General features: G+C 65.7%; 14 protein-coding genes. 6 read left to right on the top strand and 8 right to left on the bottom strand.

From position 1 onward, the window contains the following. Nucleotides 1-32: 32 nt before the first annotated feature. The 4 genes from pimA (at nucleotide 33) to pimD (ending at nucleotide 5,560) form a co-directional block, all read left to right on the top strand. Nucleotides 33-1,715 (top strand): dicarboxylate--CoA ligase PimA, encoded by a 1,683-nt coding sequence (gene pimA, locus XI08_RS36895; RefSeq protein ID WP_271578188.1) that lies wholly within the window; start codon nucleotides 33-35, stop codon nucleotides 1,713-1,715. Next, the gene (locus XI08_RS36890; RefSeq protein ID WP_271578187.1) at nucleotides 1,712-2,899 is read left to right on the top strand and encodes an acetyl-CoA C-acyltransferase; all 1,188 of its coding nucleotides are present in this window, start codon (nucleotides 1,712-1,714) and stop codon (nucleotides 2,897-2,899) included. Before pimA ends, XI08_RS36890 begins: the two co-directional genes overlap by 4 nt. A 146-nt stretch (nucleotides 2,900-3,045) precedes the next feature. After that, nucleotides 3,046-4,236, top strand: a complete 1,191-nt coding sequence (gene pimC / locus XI08_RS36885; protein ID WP_271578186.1) for a pimeloyl-CoA dehydrogenase large subunit — start codon at nucleotides 3,046-3,048, stop codon at nucleotides 4,234-4,236. Nucleotides 4,237-4,417: 181 nt separating this feature from the next. Continuing rightward, entirely contained in the window at nucleotides 4,418-5,560 is a 1,143-nt protein-coding gene (gene pimD, locus XI08_RS36880; RefSeq protein ID WP_271578185.1) for a pimeloyl-CoA dehydrogenase small subunit, read from the top strand. Nucleotides 5,561-5,732: 172 nt separating this feature from the next. Here pimD and XI08_RS36875 read toward each other — a convergent pair whose 3' ends face one another. The 6 genes from XI08_RS36875 to XI08_RS36850 all read right to left on the bottom strand — a co-directional run bounded on the left by XI08_RS36875 (nucleotide 5,733) and on the right by XI08_RS36850 (nucleotide 12,467). Then, nucleotides 5,733-6,821, bottom strand: coding sequence for a TRAP transporter substrate-binding protein (locus XI08_RS36875; RefSeq protein WP_027543329.1), 1,089 nt, complete (start codon nucleotides 6,819-6,821; stop codon nucleotides 5,733-5,735). A 183-nt stretch (nucleotides 6,822-7,004) separates the two neighbouring features. Continuing rightward, entirely contained in the window at nucleotides 7,005-8,318 is a 1,314-nt protein-coding gene (locus XI08_RS36870; protein WP_271578184.1) for an NAD(P)H-dependent oxidoreductase, read from the bottom strand. 158 nt (nucleotides 8,319-8,476) lie between these two features. After that, nucleotides 8,477-9,277, bottom strand: a complete 801-nt coding sequence (locus XI08_RS36865; RefSeq protein ID WP_271578183.1) for a phytanoyl-CoA dioxygenase family protein — start codon at nucleotides 9,275-9,277, stop codon at nucleotides 8,477-8,479. A gap of 117 nt (nucleotides 9,278-9,394) precedes the next feature. Next, nucleotides 9,395-10,072, bottom strand: coding sequence for a GntR family transcriptional regulator (locus XI08_RS36860; RefSeq protein ID WP_027543326.1), 678 nt, complete (start codon nucleotides 10,070-10,072; stop codon nucleotides 9,395-9,397). A gap of 193 nt (nucleotides 10,073-10,265) precedes the next feature. Continuing rightward, nucleotides 10,266-11,522 carry a M20/M25/M40 family metallo-hydrolase gene (locus tag XI08_RS36855; protein ID WP_271578182.1) on the bottom strand — a complete coding sequence of 419 codons (1,257 nt, stop codon included), beginning with the start codon at nucleotides 11,520-11,522 and terminating at the stop codon, nucleotides 10,266-10,268. Nucleotides 11,523-11,609: 87 nt separating this feature from the next. After that, nucleotides 11,610-12,467 carry a sigma-70 family RNA polymerase sigma factor gene (locus XI08_RS36850; RefSeq protein WP_271578181.1) on the bottom strand — a complete coding sequence of 286 codons (858 nt, stop codon included), beginning with the start codon at nucleotides 12,465-12,467 and terminating at the stop codon, nucleotides 11,610-11,612. 99 nt (nucleotides 12,468-12,566) lie between these two features. On the opposite strand from XI08_RS36850, the gene XI08_RS36845 reads away from it, so the two are divergent. Beyond that, complete coding sequence (locus XI08_RS36845) at nucleotides 12,567-13,022, top strand: carboxymuconolactone decarboxylase family protein (RefSeq protein ID WP_135175592.1); 456 nt, start codon at nucleotides 12,567-12,569, stop codon at nucleotides 13,020-13,022. A 179-nt stretch (nucleotides 13,023-13,201) separates the two neighbouring features. Here the strand turns inward: XI08_RS36845 and XI08_RS36840 are convergent, their stop codons facing one another. Continuing rightward, on the bottom strand, nucleotides 13,202-14,014 hold the full coding sequence (locus tag XI08_RS36840; protein ID WP_271578180.1) for an alpha/beta fold hydrolase: 813 nt from the start codon (nucleotides 14,012-14,014) through the stop codon (nucleotides 13,202-13,204). 2 nt (nucleotides 14,015-14,016) lie between these two features. After that, nucleotides 14,017-14,835, bottom strand: a complete 819-nt coding sequence (locus XI08_RS36835) for an alpha/beta fold hydrolase (RefSeq protein WP_271578179.1) — start codon at nucleotides 14,833-14,835, stop codon at nucleotides 14,017-14,019. A 138-nt stretch (nucleotides 14,836-14,973) separates the two neighbouring features. Here XI08_RS36835 and XI08_RS36830 point away from each other — a divergent pair, with 138 nt between their 5' ends. Next, the gene (locus XI08_RS36830) at nucleotides 14,974-15,516 is read left to right on the top strand and encodes a methylated-DNA--[protein]-cysteine S-methyltransferase (protein WP_271578178.1); all 543 of its coding nucleotides are present in this window, start codon (nucleotides 14,974-14,976) and stop codon (nucleotides 15,514-15,516) included. Nucleotides 15,517-15,598: the final 82 nt, after the last annotated feature.

The following is a 15,598-nucleotide window of genomic DNA, read 5'->3' as shown; positions in this document are numbered from 1 at the left end:
CGGAATGACGGTCTGTGTGGTTAAGGGAAGCAATGACCCATCCCGGCGAACAGTTTTATCCCGAGGGCGTGCGTTGGGACGACACCATCGTCCAGGGCTCGCTGCCTGACCTCTTGTCGAAAGCCGCCGCCGATTACGGCCCGCGCACGGCGCTGGAGTTCCGCGACCGTCCGATCACCTACACCGAGCTCGCCGCGATGGCCGAGCGCGCGGCGGCGGCGTTCCTCCGGGCCGGCTGCGGCAAGAACACCTCCGTCGCGCTGTTCCTCGGCAACACGCCTGATCACCCCGTCAATTTCTTCGGCGCGCTGAAGGCAGGCGCCCGCGTTGCGCACCTGTCTCCGCTCGACGGCGAGATCGCGCTGACGCACAAGGTGTCCGACTCCGGCTCGCGCGTGCTGGTCACCTCCAACCTCGCCGCGCTGCTGCCGACCGCGCTGAAATTCCTGGAGAAGGGCCTGATCGACCGCCTCGTCGTCTGCGAGGACGACAATTGGGGCAAGGTCGGCACGCCGCAGGCGGCGATCCCCGACAATCCCCGCATCGTCACGTTCAAAGCCTTCGTTGAGGGCGCGGCCGCGCCGGCAGAATGGCCGAAAGTGACAGCGGACGACGTCGCCCTGCTGCAATATACCGGCGGGACCACCGGCCTGCCCAAGGGTGCGATGCTCACCCACGGCAACCTCACCTCGGCGGTGTCGATCTACGACGTCTGGGGCAAGCCGTCGCGCGCGAGCCGCGGCGACGTCATCGAGCGCGTGATCTGCGTGCTGCCGCTGTTTCACATCTATGCGCTCACCGTCGTGCTGCTGTCCTCGCTCCGCCGCGGCAATCTGATCTCGCTCCACCAGCGTTTCGACGTCGAGGCCGTGATGCGCGACATCGAGGTCAAGCGCGCGACATACTTTCCGGGCGTGCCGACGATGTGGATCGCGATCGCGGCGCTGCCGGATCTCGACAAGCGCGATTTCTCCTCGCTTGCCACCATCGGCTCCGGCGGCGCGCCGCTGCCGGTGGAGATCGCCAGCTTCTTCGAGCGCAAGGTCGGCAAGAAGCTGCGCAGCGGCTGGGGCATGACCGAGACCTGCTCGCCCGGCACCGGCCATCCGCCTGTTGGCCCCGACAAGCCCGGCTCGATCGGCCTGATGCTGCCCGGCATCGAGCTCGACGTGGTATCGCTGGACGATCCGTCAAAAGTGCTGCCGCCGGGCGAGGTCGGCGAGATCCGCATCAAGGGCCCGAACGTCACCAAGGGGTACTGGAACAAGCCAGCGGGATCCGCGGAGGCTTTCATCGACGGCCGCTTCCTCACCGGCGACATCGGTTATGTCGATACCGACGGCTATTTCTTCCTGGTCGACCGCAAGAAGGACATGATCATCTCCGGCGGCTTCAACGTCTATCCGCAGATGATCGAGCAGGCGATCTACACCATTCCCGGCGTGCACGAGGTGATCGTGCTCGGCATTCCCGACCAGTACCGCGGCGAGGCCGCCAAGGCCTTCATCAAGCTGAGGCCCGACGCCAAGCCGTTCTCGCTCGAGGAGCTGCGCACCCAGCTCGCCGGCAAGCTCGGCAAGCACGAATTGCCGGCCGAGGTCGCCTTCGTCGACGATTTGCCGCGCACGCCGGTCGGAAAGCTGTCGCGCCACGAATTGCGCCAGCAGCAGAAATCGTCACAATCCACCAAAACCGTATCAGGAGGTCGCTCTTGACCGACGCCGTCATCGTTTCCACCGCCCGCACGCCGATCGGCAAGGCCTATCGCGGCATGCTCAACGCCACCGAGGGCGCCACGCTGCTCGGCCACGCCATCGGCGAAGCCGTCGCCCGCGCCAAGGTCGATCCGAAGGAGGTCGAGGACGTCGTGATGGGCGCCGCCCTCCAGCAGGGCGCGACCGGCGGCAACATCGCGCGCAAGGCGCTGCTCCGTGCCGGTCTGCCCGTCACCGTCGCCGGCACCACCATCGACCGGCAATGCGCCTCGGGCCTCCAGGCCATCGCGCTCGCCGCGCGCTCGGTGATCTTCGACGGCGTCGAGATCGCGGTCGGCGGCGGCGGCGAGTCGATCAGCCTCGTGCAGAACGACAAGATGAACGGCTTCCACGCCCAGGACCCTGCGCTGCTCAAGATCAAGGGCGAGGTCTACATGCCCATGATCGACACGGCCGAAATCGTCGCCAAGCGCTACGGCATCTCGCGCGAGAAGCAGGACGAATATTCGCTAGAGAGCCAGCGCCGCACCGCGGCAGCCCAACAGGGCGGCAAGTTCAAGGACGAGCTCGCGCCGATCACCACGCAGATGGCAGTCACCGACAAGGCGACCGGCGCCGTGTCGATGAAGGAGGTGACGCTATCGCAGGACGAGGGCCCGCGCCCCGAGACCACGGCCGAAGGCCTTGCCGGTCTCAAGCCCGTACGTGGCGAAGGTTTTTCGATCACCGCCGGCAATGCCAGCCAGCTCTCGGACGGCGCCAGCGCCTCCGTCATCATGAGCGACAAGGAAGCGGCGAAGCGCGGCTTGCAGCCGCTCGGCATCTTCCGTGGCTTCGTCTCCGCCGGCTGCGAGCCGGACGAGATGGGCATCGGCCCGGTCTTCGCCGTGCCGCGCCTGCTCAAGCGCCACGGCCTCACCGTCGACGACATCGGTCTCTGGGAGCTGAACGAAGCCTTCGCCGTGCAGGTGCTCTATTGCCGCGACAAGCTCGGCATCGACCCCGAGAAGATCAATGTCGACGGCGGCGCGATCTCGGTCGGTCATCCCTACGGCATGTCCGGCGCGCGCCTGACCGGCCACGCCCTGATCGAAGGCCGCCGCCGCAAGGCCAAGTACGCGGTCGTCACCATGTGCGTCGGCGGCGGCATGGGCGCGGCAGGATTGTTCGAGGTGTTGCAGTAGTTGTCGTCCCGGCGAAGGCCGGGACCCATACTCCGCGGCAGGAGTATGGGGCACAGTCAATAGTGGCCTGTGCAAGACAACAAAGACATGTGGTTGTGGGTCCCGGCCTTCGCCGGGACGACGAGGGAAGCTCACAGGAGGATCCGATGGATCTCGCATTCACGAAAGAAGAGCAGGCGTTTCGCGAGGAAGTGCGGTCATTCTTCCGCGACAACGTGCCGCCGGATACGCGCCGCAAGCTGGTCGAGGGCCGCCACCTCTCGAAGGACGAGATGGTGACGTGGTGGCGCATCCTCAACAAGAAGGGCTGGGGCGTCAGCCACTGGCCCAAGCAGTATGGCGGCACCGGCTGGACATCCGTGCAGCACTACATCTTCAACGAGGAGCTGCAGTCCTATCCGGCGCCGCAGCCGCTCGCCTTCGGCGTCAGCATGGTCGGCCCCGTCATCTACACCTTCGGCAACGAGGAGCAGAAGAAGCAGTACCTGCCGCGCATTGCCAACGTTGACGATTGGTGGTGCCAGGGCTTCTCCGAGCCCGGCTCCGGCTCCGATCTCGCCTCGCTGAAGACGAAAGCCGAGCGCAAGGGCGACAAGTGGATCATCAACGGCCAGAAGACCTGGACGACGCTGGCCCAGCACGCCGACATGATCTTCTGCCTCTGCCGCACCGATCCCGGCGCCAAGAAGCAGATGGGCATCTCCTTCATCGTGTTCTCGATGAAGTCGAAGGGCGTCACCGTGCGCCCGATCCAGACCATCGACGGCGGCGTCGAGGTCAACGAGGTGTTCTTCGACGACGTAGAAGTTCCCTACGAGAACCTGATCGGCGAGGAGAACAAGGGCTGGGATTACGCCAAATTCCTGCTCGGCAATGAGCGCACCGGCATCGCGCGGGTCGGCGTCTCCAAGGAGCGGCTGCGCCGCATCCGCGATCTCGCCTCCAAGGTCGAATCCGGCGGCAAGCCGATCATCCAGGACGCCGCCTTCCGCGATAAGCTGGCGGCGTGCGAGATCGAGCTGAAGGCGCTCGAGCTGACGCAGCTCCGCGTCGTCGCCGACGAAGGCAAGCACGGCAAGGGCAAGCCCAATCCGGCCTCGTCCGTGCTGAAGATCAAGGGCTCCGAGATCCAGCAGACCACCACCGAGCTCTTGATGGAAGTGATCGGCCCGTTCGCAGCGCCCTACGACGTGCACGGCGACGACGGCTCCAACGAAGCCATGGAGTGGACCGCCCAGATCGCGCCGAGCTACTTCAACAACCGCAAGGTCTCGATCTACGGCGGCTCCAACGAGATCCAGCGCAACATCATCGCCAAGGCGGTGCTGGGGCTGTGATCTGCTCCCTCTCCGCGGAGGCGGGGAGGCAATTTTTCACCGTCATTCCGGGGCGCGACGAAGTCGCGAGCTCGGAATCCATCGGGCCGCATACGCTGAGGCGAAATGGATTCCGGGCCTGGCCCTTCGGGCCATCCCGGAATGACGAAGCCAAATAGTCCGGGTACGAGGAACCAAAGAAATGGATTTTGATCTGTCCGAGGAGCAGCGGCTTCTCAAGGAAAGCATCGACGGCCTGCTGACCGATTCCTACGATTTCGAGAGCCGCAAGAAGTACATGAAGGAGAAGGGCGGCTGGAGCCAGGCCGTCTGGGGCAAGCTCGCCGAGCAGGGCCTGCTCGGCCTGCCGTTCAGCGAGGCCGATGGCGGCTTCGGCGGCGGCGGCGTCGAGACCATGATCGTGATGGAAGCGCTCGGCAAGGCGCTGGTGCTCGAGCCCTATCTCGCAACCGTCGTGATCGGCGGCGGCTTCCTGCGCCACGCCGGCAGCGATGCGCAGAAGGCTGCGCATGTGCCTTCGATTGTCGACGGCAGCAAGACGCTTGCGTTTGCCCAGCTCGAGAAGAACTCCCGCTACGATCTGTTCGATGTCTCGACGACCGCCAAGAAAAAGGGCGACGGCTGGATCATCGACGGCGAAAAATTCGTCGTGCTCAACGGCGAGAATGCCGCCACGCTTCTCGTCACCGCGCGCACCAAGGGTGACCGCCGCGACAAGACCGGGATCGGCGTGTTCCTGGTGCCCGCGAATGCCAAGGGCGTCACCAGGAAATCCTACCCGACCCAGGACGGCCTGCACGCCGCCGACATCACCTTCACCGGTGTCGAGGTGGGCGCGGATGCCGCGATCGGCAATCCTGAGGATTCGCTCGCGCTGATCGAACGCGTCGTCGACGAAGCCCGCGTCGCGCTTTGCGCCGAAGCGGTCGGTCTGATGGACGAGTCGCTCAAGACCACGGTCGAGTACATCAAGACGCGCAAGCAGTTCGGCGTCGCGATCGGCTCGTTCCAGTCGCTCCAGCACCGCGCCTCCGACATGTTCGTCGCGGCCGAGCAGGCGCGCTCGATGTCGATGTTCGCAACCATGGCGAACGACTTCGAGAACGCCAAGGAGCGCTCGAACGCGATCGCCGCGGCCAAGGTGCAGATCGGCAAGTCGCTGAAATTCGTCGGCCAGCAGTCGATTCAGCTCCACGGCGGCATCGGCATGACCATGGAGGCGAAGATCGGCCACTACTTCAAGCGCCTGACCATGATCGAGAACACGTTCGGCGACACCGACTATCACCAGCGCCGCGTCGCCGACGCGGGCGGGTTGATCTAGTCGCCACCTCGCGCGTGGACGCATTGATAGACCAAAGCGAAAGCCCCGGAGAGATCTCCGGGGCTTTCGTCGTTTGATCTTGCCGTTCCACCACAGTCTCTGGGATACTGGATCGCCCGGTCGAGCCGGGCGATGACACTTTCAGCGTGGTTCGACCTATCGGCTCACTGCCTCACGTCCGCGTGCGCATCCGCATCATGAAGCTGTCGTAGCTGAGCTCGGCGACCTGCATCCAGGCGAGCGATTCGTTCCGGAACGCGGACAGGCTCGCGTACATCTTGGCGAAGTGCGGGTTGGTCTTGGAGAGATCCGCGTAAATCTCGTTCGCGGCGGTGTAGCAGGCCTCCAGCACCTCCTGCGGGAACGGCTTCAGGATTGCGCCGGCCACCAGCAGGCGCTTCAGCGCCGGCGGGTTGACGTAATCGTATTTCCCGGTGACCCACGTGAAGGTATCGCGTGAGGCCATCTCGATCGCGGCCTGGTAGTGCTTGGGCAGCGTGTTCCACTTGTCGAGATTCATGATGTTGTGGCCCTGGCCGGTGCCTTCCCACCAGCCCGGATAGTAGTAGAATTTCGCGACCTTCACGAAGCCGAGCTTCTCGTCGTCATAGGGCCCGACCCATTCGGCGGCGTCGATCGTTCCCTTCTCCAGCGCCGGATAGATGTCGCCGCCCGCGATCTGCTGCGGTACGCCACCGACCTTGGCGATGATGGTCCCGGCGAAGCCGCCGACGCGGAATTTGAGGCCCTTGAAATCCTCCATCGACTTGATCTCCTTCCGGAACCAGCCGCCCATCTGGGCGCCGGTCGAGCCGGTTGGAACGCCGATCGTGTTATGCTCCTTGAGCAGATTGTTGAGCAGGTCCTGCCCGCCGCCGAACAGCAGCCAAGAGATATGCGCGCGCGTGTTCAGGCCGAACGGCAGCGACGTGCCGAAGGTGAAGGCCGGGTTCTTGCCCCAATAGTAATACAGCGCCGTATTGCCCATCTCGACGGTGCCGTTCGACACGGCGTCGAGCACCTGGAGGCCCGGGACGATCTCGCCGGCAGCGAACGGCTGGATCTGGAATTTGTTGTCGGTGACTTCGGCGACGCGCTTGCAGAAATATTCGCAGCCGCCATAGAGCGTGTCGAGCGCCTTGGGCCAGCTCGCGGCGAGCCGCCACTTCACCTCCGGCATCGATTGTGCGATCGCCGGCGCAGCAACGGCACTCGCGGCAAGGCCCAATCCGCCTGCCGTCAGGAATTTACGACGTTCCATTCGTGTCCCCTCTGGGTGTTGTCGAGTCCTCGACGAGGGATCGCGGTCTTGTTGCCGCTTTGATGTTCGCCGCAGGTCGACGTTTCCTGGTGTCCGAAATTCAGTATTCCCGGATCCCATTCAGGATGACGAAAGGGGTTCCGCAAATCAAGCGCACTTTGGTTGCGCTACCGGCGCGGCCGTTCAATGCTGCGCTGCGAAGGCGGCCTCCATGGCCTTGCGGATCTTCACCGTCTCGTTGGCGGCGTCGAATTCGACGTCGCTCCAGCGCACGACCGCGCCGTGCGCGACGTCATGCCTCAGCTTCAAGCGATGCGCGAGGCCGATCGGCAGGGCGCCCGCCTTGAGGCTCGCGGCGGCCCGCACCAGCTTGCCCCACACCGTGTAGCCGCCTTCGCCGTCCAGCATCTCGCCGGCGCGCAGATCGCGTTTTGCCACCGCCGCGACGTCGCCGCGGAAGCCGTAGGGCTGGCCGGTCGGCTCGCCCCGCAACGCGGCCGACAGCACCGAGATGTTCAGCTCGAGCCCGATCAGGTGATAGGGCTTGTACATCGCCGCAAAGCGTCCGCTCGCATCGGTCTTGAGGCCGTACTGCTTGAAGCAGTCCGCGGCATAGTCGTTCGGAGCCTCCAGCACGACATAGACGCCCCAGCGCAGGTCGCGAAACACCGGCCGTCCGTCGCGCTCGAGCGAGGAGACGACTTCCACCACGCCGGAGCGCTCCAGCACGCCGCCACGCGATCGCGGCCGCATGATATGCGGCAGGTCGTCGACGCCGCAGGGCGGAAACAACAGTCCCTCCGCCGGCACGTCGAGGCCGCAGGCATTGGCGATCGCGGCCATCTCGATCGCCGATTTGGTGCCGTCGAGGAATGAGTTGAACATCTGCGGATTCATGCCGGCGGACTGCGCTTCGCCCGCAGTCAGGCCGTAATGCTGCCAAACGCCGTCCGGCGTCACGTCGTGATAGGCCGGCAGATATTTCGTGCCCTTGCCGGCGGCGACGACGCGAAAGCCGGTGGCGCGCGCCCAGTCGACCATCTCCGCCGTCAACGCCGGCTGGTCGCCATAGGCAAGCGAATAGACCACGCCCGCCTTGCGCGCTTCCTCGGCGAGCAGCGGGCCCGCCAGCACGTCGGCCTCGACATTCACCATCACGATATGCTTGCCCGTCGCAATCGCGGCGCGCGCGTGCCTGATGCCGACGGCGGGATTGCCGGTCGCTTCCACCACCACGTCCATTGCGCCGCCGGCAATCGCGCGTGCGCCGTCATCGGTGAAGACAGTCGCGGCGATGCGCGCCGCATCCCAGCCGACCGTGCGGCAGGCCTCGCGCGCGCGATCGCGGTCGATGTCGACGATGATGGGCACCTCCAGCCCCGGCGTGTGCGGAACCTGCGCCAGAAACATCGAGCCGAATTTGCCCGCGCCGATCAGCGCGACACGCACAGGCTTGCCGGCGGACGCGCGGGCCTGGAGGAGGCGGAAGAGGTTCATGGGAATGTCCGAGAGTGCAATGGCTGTTGGGCGATGCGAACTATCAGAGTTCGTCATTCCGGGGCGCGCGAAGCGCGAGCCCGGAATCCATTTATCCGCGGTCTCTGCGGCTCAATGGATTCCGGGCTCGACGCTACGCGTCGCTCCGGAATGACAGCTTACTCCGCCGCCTGCCGCGGCGCACGTGCGAGCCGCAGCAGGGCGTCGTCGTCCACCGTCTTGATCGGCGCGAAATCGCGGTGGGCGATGTACTCGGGCCGCGTGGGGTTGCGGATATGGTTCGAGACCGCGTTCAGCGTCAGGTACACGATCTTGCGCGGGTAGGGCGTGATGTTGCCGGCCGAGCCGTGCACGAGATTGCCGTGGAACATCAGCATGCCGCCGGGCTTCCCCGTGGGCGCGACGATGCCGCCCTGCTTGACGAGGCGCGTCACTGTGTCCTCGTCCAGCGTCCAGAGCGGGTAGGATGTGGTGGCAAGGTCATGCGAGGCTTCGAGATCGCCGGCATTCTGGCTGCGCGGCACCAGCATCAGGGGGCCGTTGATCGGCATCACCTCGTCGAGGAAGATCGCGATGTTCATCGCGCGCGGCTCCGGCATGCCGTCGTCGCGCTTCCAGGTGCCGTAATCCTGGTGCCATTGCCAGACGTCGCCGGTGAAGGCCGATTTCGCGTTGATCTTGAACTGGTGCATGTAGACAGGCTCGCCGAACAATTGCTCGACCGGGTCGATCATGCGCGGATGCGCGCCCAGGATGCGGAAGGCCTCGTTGTAGAGATGCGCGGCAAACGCCGTGCGCGGCGCGCCGCTCTTTTCGCGCCAGACCTCCGGCCGGTTGGCATCGTAGATGCCGACCGCCTCGCGCGCGAGCAGATCGACCTCCTCCTGGCTGAACAATTCGGGCAAAAACAGCCAGCCCTCGCGGTGGAAGAACTCCAATTGCTCCTGCAACAGTTTCATGGGTCGTCCTCCTGTTGTTTTGTTTTTGTTGTCGTTCCGGGGCGGTCCGCAGGACCGAACCCGGAACCTCGAGATTCCGGATCGCGCTTCGCGCGTCCGGAATGACGGCGCAAACAGCTACGCCGCCGCCTCGTCCGTCGCCCTCAATCTCTCCTCGGTCATCCGTCCCGCCGTCTGCGCATGCGCGAGTGCCGCGCGTTCGGCGGCATTCGCCTCGCCGGCGAGAATGTGTCCGGCGATCGTCGCATGCTCGGCCCAGGCGCTGCCGCGATAGTCGAGCTCCGACAGCACCGTCGCCATCGAGCGGCGCATATGCGGCCATTGCGGCGCGATCGTCTCCTCGATCACGGGATTGCCGGCGAGCTGGTAGATCGCGCGATGAAAATCGACGTCGAGGGTGATGAGCTCGGCAAGCGACGTCTTGCGATCGATGCGGCGCCCGGCGGCGAGCGCCGCCTCGAGCCGCGTGCGCCCTGCCGCATCGCTTGCGGCGCGCGTCGCGGCGAGCCTGGCGGCGAGTGCATCGAGGGCGCCGCGCACCTCGTAGAGCTGGCGGATGCGCGCGGGATCGAGCTGGGTGACCTCAAAGCCGCGCCGGCCGCTTTCGGCGACGAGGCCCTGCCGATGCAGCAGATGCAGCGCATGGGACACCGGCTGGCGCGACACGCCGAGCTTGTCAGCGAGCTCGTTCTGCCGGATGCGCTGGCCCGGCTGCAGCGTGCGATCGGAGATCGCCTCCAGGATCCGTGCATAGACCTGGTCGATCAGGTTCGGGAGCGGGTCGAGAGGGATCACGCTGGCGACTCCGAAACATGAGAGGGAATACGGAATTCCGTATTCGAGGCTACGCGGTATGGCAGAGGGCGTCAAGCATGGCCCAACGCGGCCACAGCGGCTATTCGGGGGCCCACTAAGCCATTGATATCGCTAGGGCCGTCTACTGTGCATGGGGTTGTTTTCGCGACAATGATTTGGCCCGGTCTGGCGCCTATTTTTTCTTGCCCTGCTCGACCAGCATCCGGCTCATCAGATAGAGCCGCGGCACGACCGAGTTGGTGTCGATGAATTCGTCGCGGGCGTGGTAGCCGAAGCCCGCGAGGCCGAAGCTCTCGACCACGACCGCCTTGCCGCTGCGGTTGGCGTAGCCGGCGTCGGTGGCCCCGCCGGTCATCTCGGCGATGTCGAGCTTGCGGTCGATCTCGGCATAGATCGCCTGGCCCATCTCGGCGAGTGCGCGGCCGCGATCGCTGGCGACGAAGGGCGGGCGGCCCGGCGTGATCGTCACCGTCGTCTCGGTGTCGGGAACGAGCTTCTCTTTCAGCTTGGCGTCGAGCGCTGCCTGCAATTTGGCGATGCCGTCAGGGACGGTGAGGCGAACGTCGCCGCCGGCCTCGGCCTTTTCCGGGATCTGGTTGCGCACGGTGCCGGCCTGCGCGGTGGTCCAGTTGAGCTGCGTGCCGGGAATCGATTTGGCGACATCCCTGGTCTGCACCAATTGGTGCCCGAGCTCGATCAGCGCATTGCGGCCGAGATCGGGAGCGGCACCCGCATGCGAGGCCCGGCCCTTCACTTCCATTTTCGCCGTCGCAGTGCCGCTGGCCCCGAGCAGCAGCCCGTCATTTTTGGCCACGGGCGTAGCCACCGTCGGCTCGCAGGAGAGCACGACGTCGTGCTGATCGGCGAGCTCAGCGATGATCTCGCCCGACCCGATCGAGCCGACCTCCTCATCCGGATTGAACGACACGGTGAGCGTCGCGTAGTCCTTCCAGCCGGCGTCCTTCAGGATCTTGAGCGCATGCAGCACCACGGCGATGCCGCCCTTGTCGTCGGCGATGCCGGGGCCGTAGATGCGGTTGCCGTCGACACGGTACGGCTCGCTGCCGAGGATGCCGCGCTGATAGACCGTGTCCATATGCGCGATCAGCATCAGCTTTCGCGTGCCCGAGCCCTGGAACGTTGCGATCACCATGTCGGCGCGCGTGCCCGCGGTGGTCTTGCGCCGCTCCGTGGTGGCGCCCAGCGCCTTCAGGCGGGCTTCCGTGAAGTCGGCCATCTTCTTCAGGCCTTCGGCGTCGCTGCTGCCGCTCTCGATCATCACCATGTCGCGCAAGGTCTCGATCAGCGGTGCCTTCTCCTGCTCGGCGGCGGCTTTCAGCTTCTCGTCGGCGGCCGCAAGCGCGGTGGTGCTGCCGGCGGCGAGGCCGAGCAGGGATAGTGCGAGCAGGGGAATGAGGCGGGGTGTCATGACTTGCGTCCTTTCGCGTCTTGAGCGCCGGCAGCGCGCGATTGTGCGGAAAGCCTAGCATCCGGACAGATGCGATGCCACGCCGGCCTAGCGCTCCAGCACCTCGACCTCGATCGCCGCGATCTCTTCTGCATCGGCCACCGCCTCGATCGCCGCGATCCGGTCGCCGCTGAAGCTCACGCGCAGCGCGATGCGCAATTGCCCGCCGAGGATGACCGCAACACCCATCTCGCCATCGACCAGCGCCGCGCGCGCTGCCTGGGCGCGGCCCTTGTAGAGCTGCGCGACCGCATCCGCGCCGCGGATCTCCGGCAGCGTACCGAGCCGCACCGCGGCCTGGTCGGCGCGAAAGACGACGTCGGGATCGAGCACGGCAAGCAGCCCCTCGAAATTGCCTTCGCGCGAAGCTGCGAGGAAGGCATCGACGATCTTGCGTTGACGCCACAGGTCCGTCTCGGGCACCGGCGCGCCCTGCACGCGCCGCCGGGCACGGCTGGCAAGCTGGCGCGAGGCATCGACGGAGCGCCCGACGATCGGTGCGATCTCCTCGAAGGGCACGGCGAACATGTCGTGCAGCACGAAGGCGAGCCGCTCGGCCGGCTGCAACGTTTCCAGCACGATCAGCAGTGCCGCGCCGACGGAATCGGCCATCTCCGCTTCGCGCTCCCGCGTCTCGTCGACCGGCTCCGGCACATGCGGGCCCATCGGGTCCTCGCGGCGCGATTTGCGCGCGCGCAGCATGTCGAGGCAGATGCGCGCGACCACGGTGGTCAGCCAGCCGCGCAAATTCGCGACATCGGACGTATCGTAGCGGCTGACCCGCAGCCAGGCCTCCTGCACGGCATCGTCGACCTCGGCGCGGGAGCCCAGCATCCGGTAGGCGACCGCGCGCAAATGGTCCCTGCTGGCCTCGAACTGGTGGCTGAGAAGATTTTCTTCGCTCATCGGTCACATTCCCTCGTCGCGATCCGTCATGCCCATGACGAAGCCAATCCGGCCAATGTGACCGGAACCTTCGAAATTCGACAGATGGAGACGACAATGATGCACGCCCGCATGAATCACCCCGTCATGGTCCTGCCCGAGGCCATGAATGTCCTGCAATCTCTCGGCAATTTGACCAAACAGGGCCTGCCGGAAAAGCTCCTGGAACTGGTGCACCTGCGCGCCAGCCAGATCAATGGCTGCAGCGTCTGCGTCGACATGCACCCGAAGATCGCCCGCAAGGTCGGCGAGACCGACGAGCGCCTGTTCGCCGTTTCGGCCTGGCGCGACACCCCCTATTTCACCGAAGCCGAGCGCGCCGCGCTGGCTCTGACCGAGGCAGTCACCCGTATCGCCGACCGTGAGGATCCGGTCCCCGATGCGATCTGGAACGAGGCCGCCAAGCATTTTGACGAGCGCGAGCTCGCAACCCTGATCCTCTCGATCGCGACCATCAACGTCTGGAACCGCCTCAACGCGACGATCAAGATGCCGGTCGGTGTGTGGAAGGTGTGAGGCTCTTCCTTCGCCTCTCCCCGCTTGCGGGGAGAGGCCGGAATTTGCATCGCAAATTCCGGGTGAGGGGGAGTCTCCGCGAGTCTAACTCTTACCGTCCTCGCGGAGGCTCCCCCTCACCCCACCCTCTCCCCGCAAGCGGGGCGAGGGAGATCAACGGCGGTGCGCTCCTTACGAGATCATTCCGCCAGAAACCTGTTCACCACCTCGCCATATTCCAGCGGTGCCTGTTCGAACATCCAGTGGCCGGCATTCGGGATCACCGCCGTCTTGGCTCCTGCGATGTGCTCCGCCAGCACGCGACACATCACCGACAGGCTTCCCGTCGTCGCGCCGCCGCCGATCAGGAGCGTCGGCGTCCTGATCGCCTGCGCATCCGCGAGTGTATAGGGCCTGCGCTGCTCGTTGATCTGGCCGAGGAAGGTGATGGCGTTGTCGCGCAATTGCTGCTTCGCCGCCGCCGGCACGCGCCGCCACGAGCCGTCGCCTTCGATCCCCTCGTAGAAAATCTGCAGCGCGCCCTCGATGTCGCCGGCGCGGATCATCTCGACCGAGCGCGCCGTGCGCGCCGCCAGCGGCGGATGCGCCGGCGTGCCTTCAGGCGCCGGCAGGCTGGCGTCGAGATCGCCACCGGGCTCGGCCAGCACCAGCTTGCGCAACAGGCCAGGCCGCGCCTGCGCCACGCGAAAGGCGATGTGTCCGCCGCGCGAATGTCCCATCAGATCGACGGGTGCGGGCCTCACCTGCTCGATGAAGGCGATCACATCCGCGACGTGCTGCGCCATCTTGTAGTCGTCGCCGATGGCGTCCCAATGCTCGGGAAAGAAATGCCGCAGGCTGATCGAGATCACCCGATGGCTCTTCGACAGCGGGCCGAGCACGGAATACCAGGTGCGGAAATCCCCGAGCGTGCCATGCACGCAGACCAGCGGCGGGCCTTCTCCGACTTCGAGATAGGCCATGTCGTAACCGTTGACACGAAAGCTCTGCATGCTCAGCTCGCCAGAAAGTCCAGGACAACTTCGGAGTATTTTTGCGGCGCCTGCTCGAACATCGGATGCGTCGCGTTCGGGATGATCGCCGTTTTGGAATAGGGCACGTGCGCGGCGAGCGCATGCAGCACCTTCGGCAGCGGGCCCTTGGTCCGCGCGCCCAGGATGAACAGCGTCGGCATCAGAATCGATTCCGCATCGGCCTTCGAGAACGGCGGGCGGTTGTCGCGGACCTGGCCGATCAGCGTATAGGCGTTGTCGCGCAGGTTCTGCTTCACCATCGCCGGCAGCCGCGGCCAGGTGCCGGCGCCCTCCAGCGTGTCCACAAAGACAGCAAGGCCGCCGTCGACATCGCCGGCCGCGATCTTCTCGGCCGAGGCCGTGAACCGCGCCAAGAGCGGCGAGGGGCCACCGGCGTAATCGGGATCGAGGCTCGCATCGAGCTCGCCGCCGGGCTCGGCCAGGATCAGCCGCCGCAACAGGTCGGGGCGCGCCTGCGCCACGCGAAAGCAGATGTGCCCGCCGCGGGAATGGCCCATCAAATCGACCGGGCCGAGGTCGAGTTTTTCGATGAAGGCGATGACGTCGTCGACATGCTGGGCGATCGAATAGGTGTCGCCGACGCCGTCCCAGCGGTCGGGGAAAAAGTGCCGCAGGCTGACGGCAATCAGCCGGTGCCGTTGCGTCAGCGGCCCGAGCACGCAGCCCCAGATGCGGAAGTCCGAGAGCGAGCCATGCACGCAGACCAGTGGTGGTCTCCCCCTGTCTTCGCCCACGTCGAGATAGGGCATGTCGTATCCGTTGACGTGGAGGCTCTGCATGCTTGGCTCGCGAGAAGGGAGACGGAACTCCTGTGCAAGATTCCCGGAAACCGGGTGGATCGCAACTATTTCCAAGCCTAGATTTGCCCAGAGATCACATTGGGGGCATGCGACAAGGACGCAGCCAGGAACCAAGCCATGACCGACCAGCATTTTGCCCTGTTCGATACCCGGATCGGCCTCTGCGCCATCGCCTGGGGTCCGCGCGGCATCAACGGCACGCAGCTGCCGATGGGCGGCGAGCAGAAGATCCGCACCCGCATCAGCCAGCGCCATGCCGACGCCACCGAAGCGGAGCCGACCGCCGAGGTGCAACAGGCGATCGACCGCATCGTCAAGCTGCTCGCCGGCGAGCCGGATGACCTCACCGACATCCCGCTCGATCTCGACGGCGTGCCCGACTTCAACCGCGGCGTCTACGAGATCGCCCGCACCATCCCGCCCGGCAAGACCATCACCTATGGCGATATCGCCAAGCAGCTCGGCGGCGTCGAGCTGTCGCGCGATGTCGGCCAGGCGCTGGGCCGCAACCCGTGCCCGATCGTCGTGCCCTGCCACCGCGTGCTGGCGGCCGGCAACAAGCCCGGCGGCTTCTCGGCCAATGGCGGCGTCGTGACGAAGCTGAAGATGCTCGAGATCGAAGGCGCGCTGGTGAACCACACGCCGAGCCTGTTCGATTGAGGCGCGGAATCGTAGGGTGGGTTAGCTGTGGAATCTCAACAGGTCGTCCTTCGGGAGACCGAGGCGGCTGATGGGTGGTTTG

Origin of the sequence: Bradyrhizobium sp. CCBAU 11361 (genome assembly GCF_028128935.1) — a bacterium.
Taxonomy (GTDB): Bacteria; Pseudomonadota; Alphaproteobacteria; order Rhizobiales; family Xanthobacteraceae; genus Bradyrhizobium; species Bradyrhizobium niftali.
Note: the sequence above shows the minus strand (reverse complement) of the source record. Positions and strands in the feature narration are given on the sequence as shown.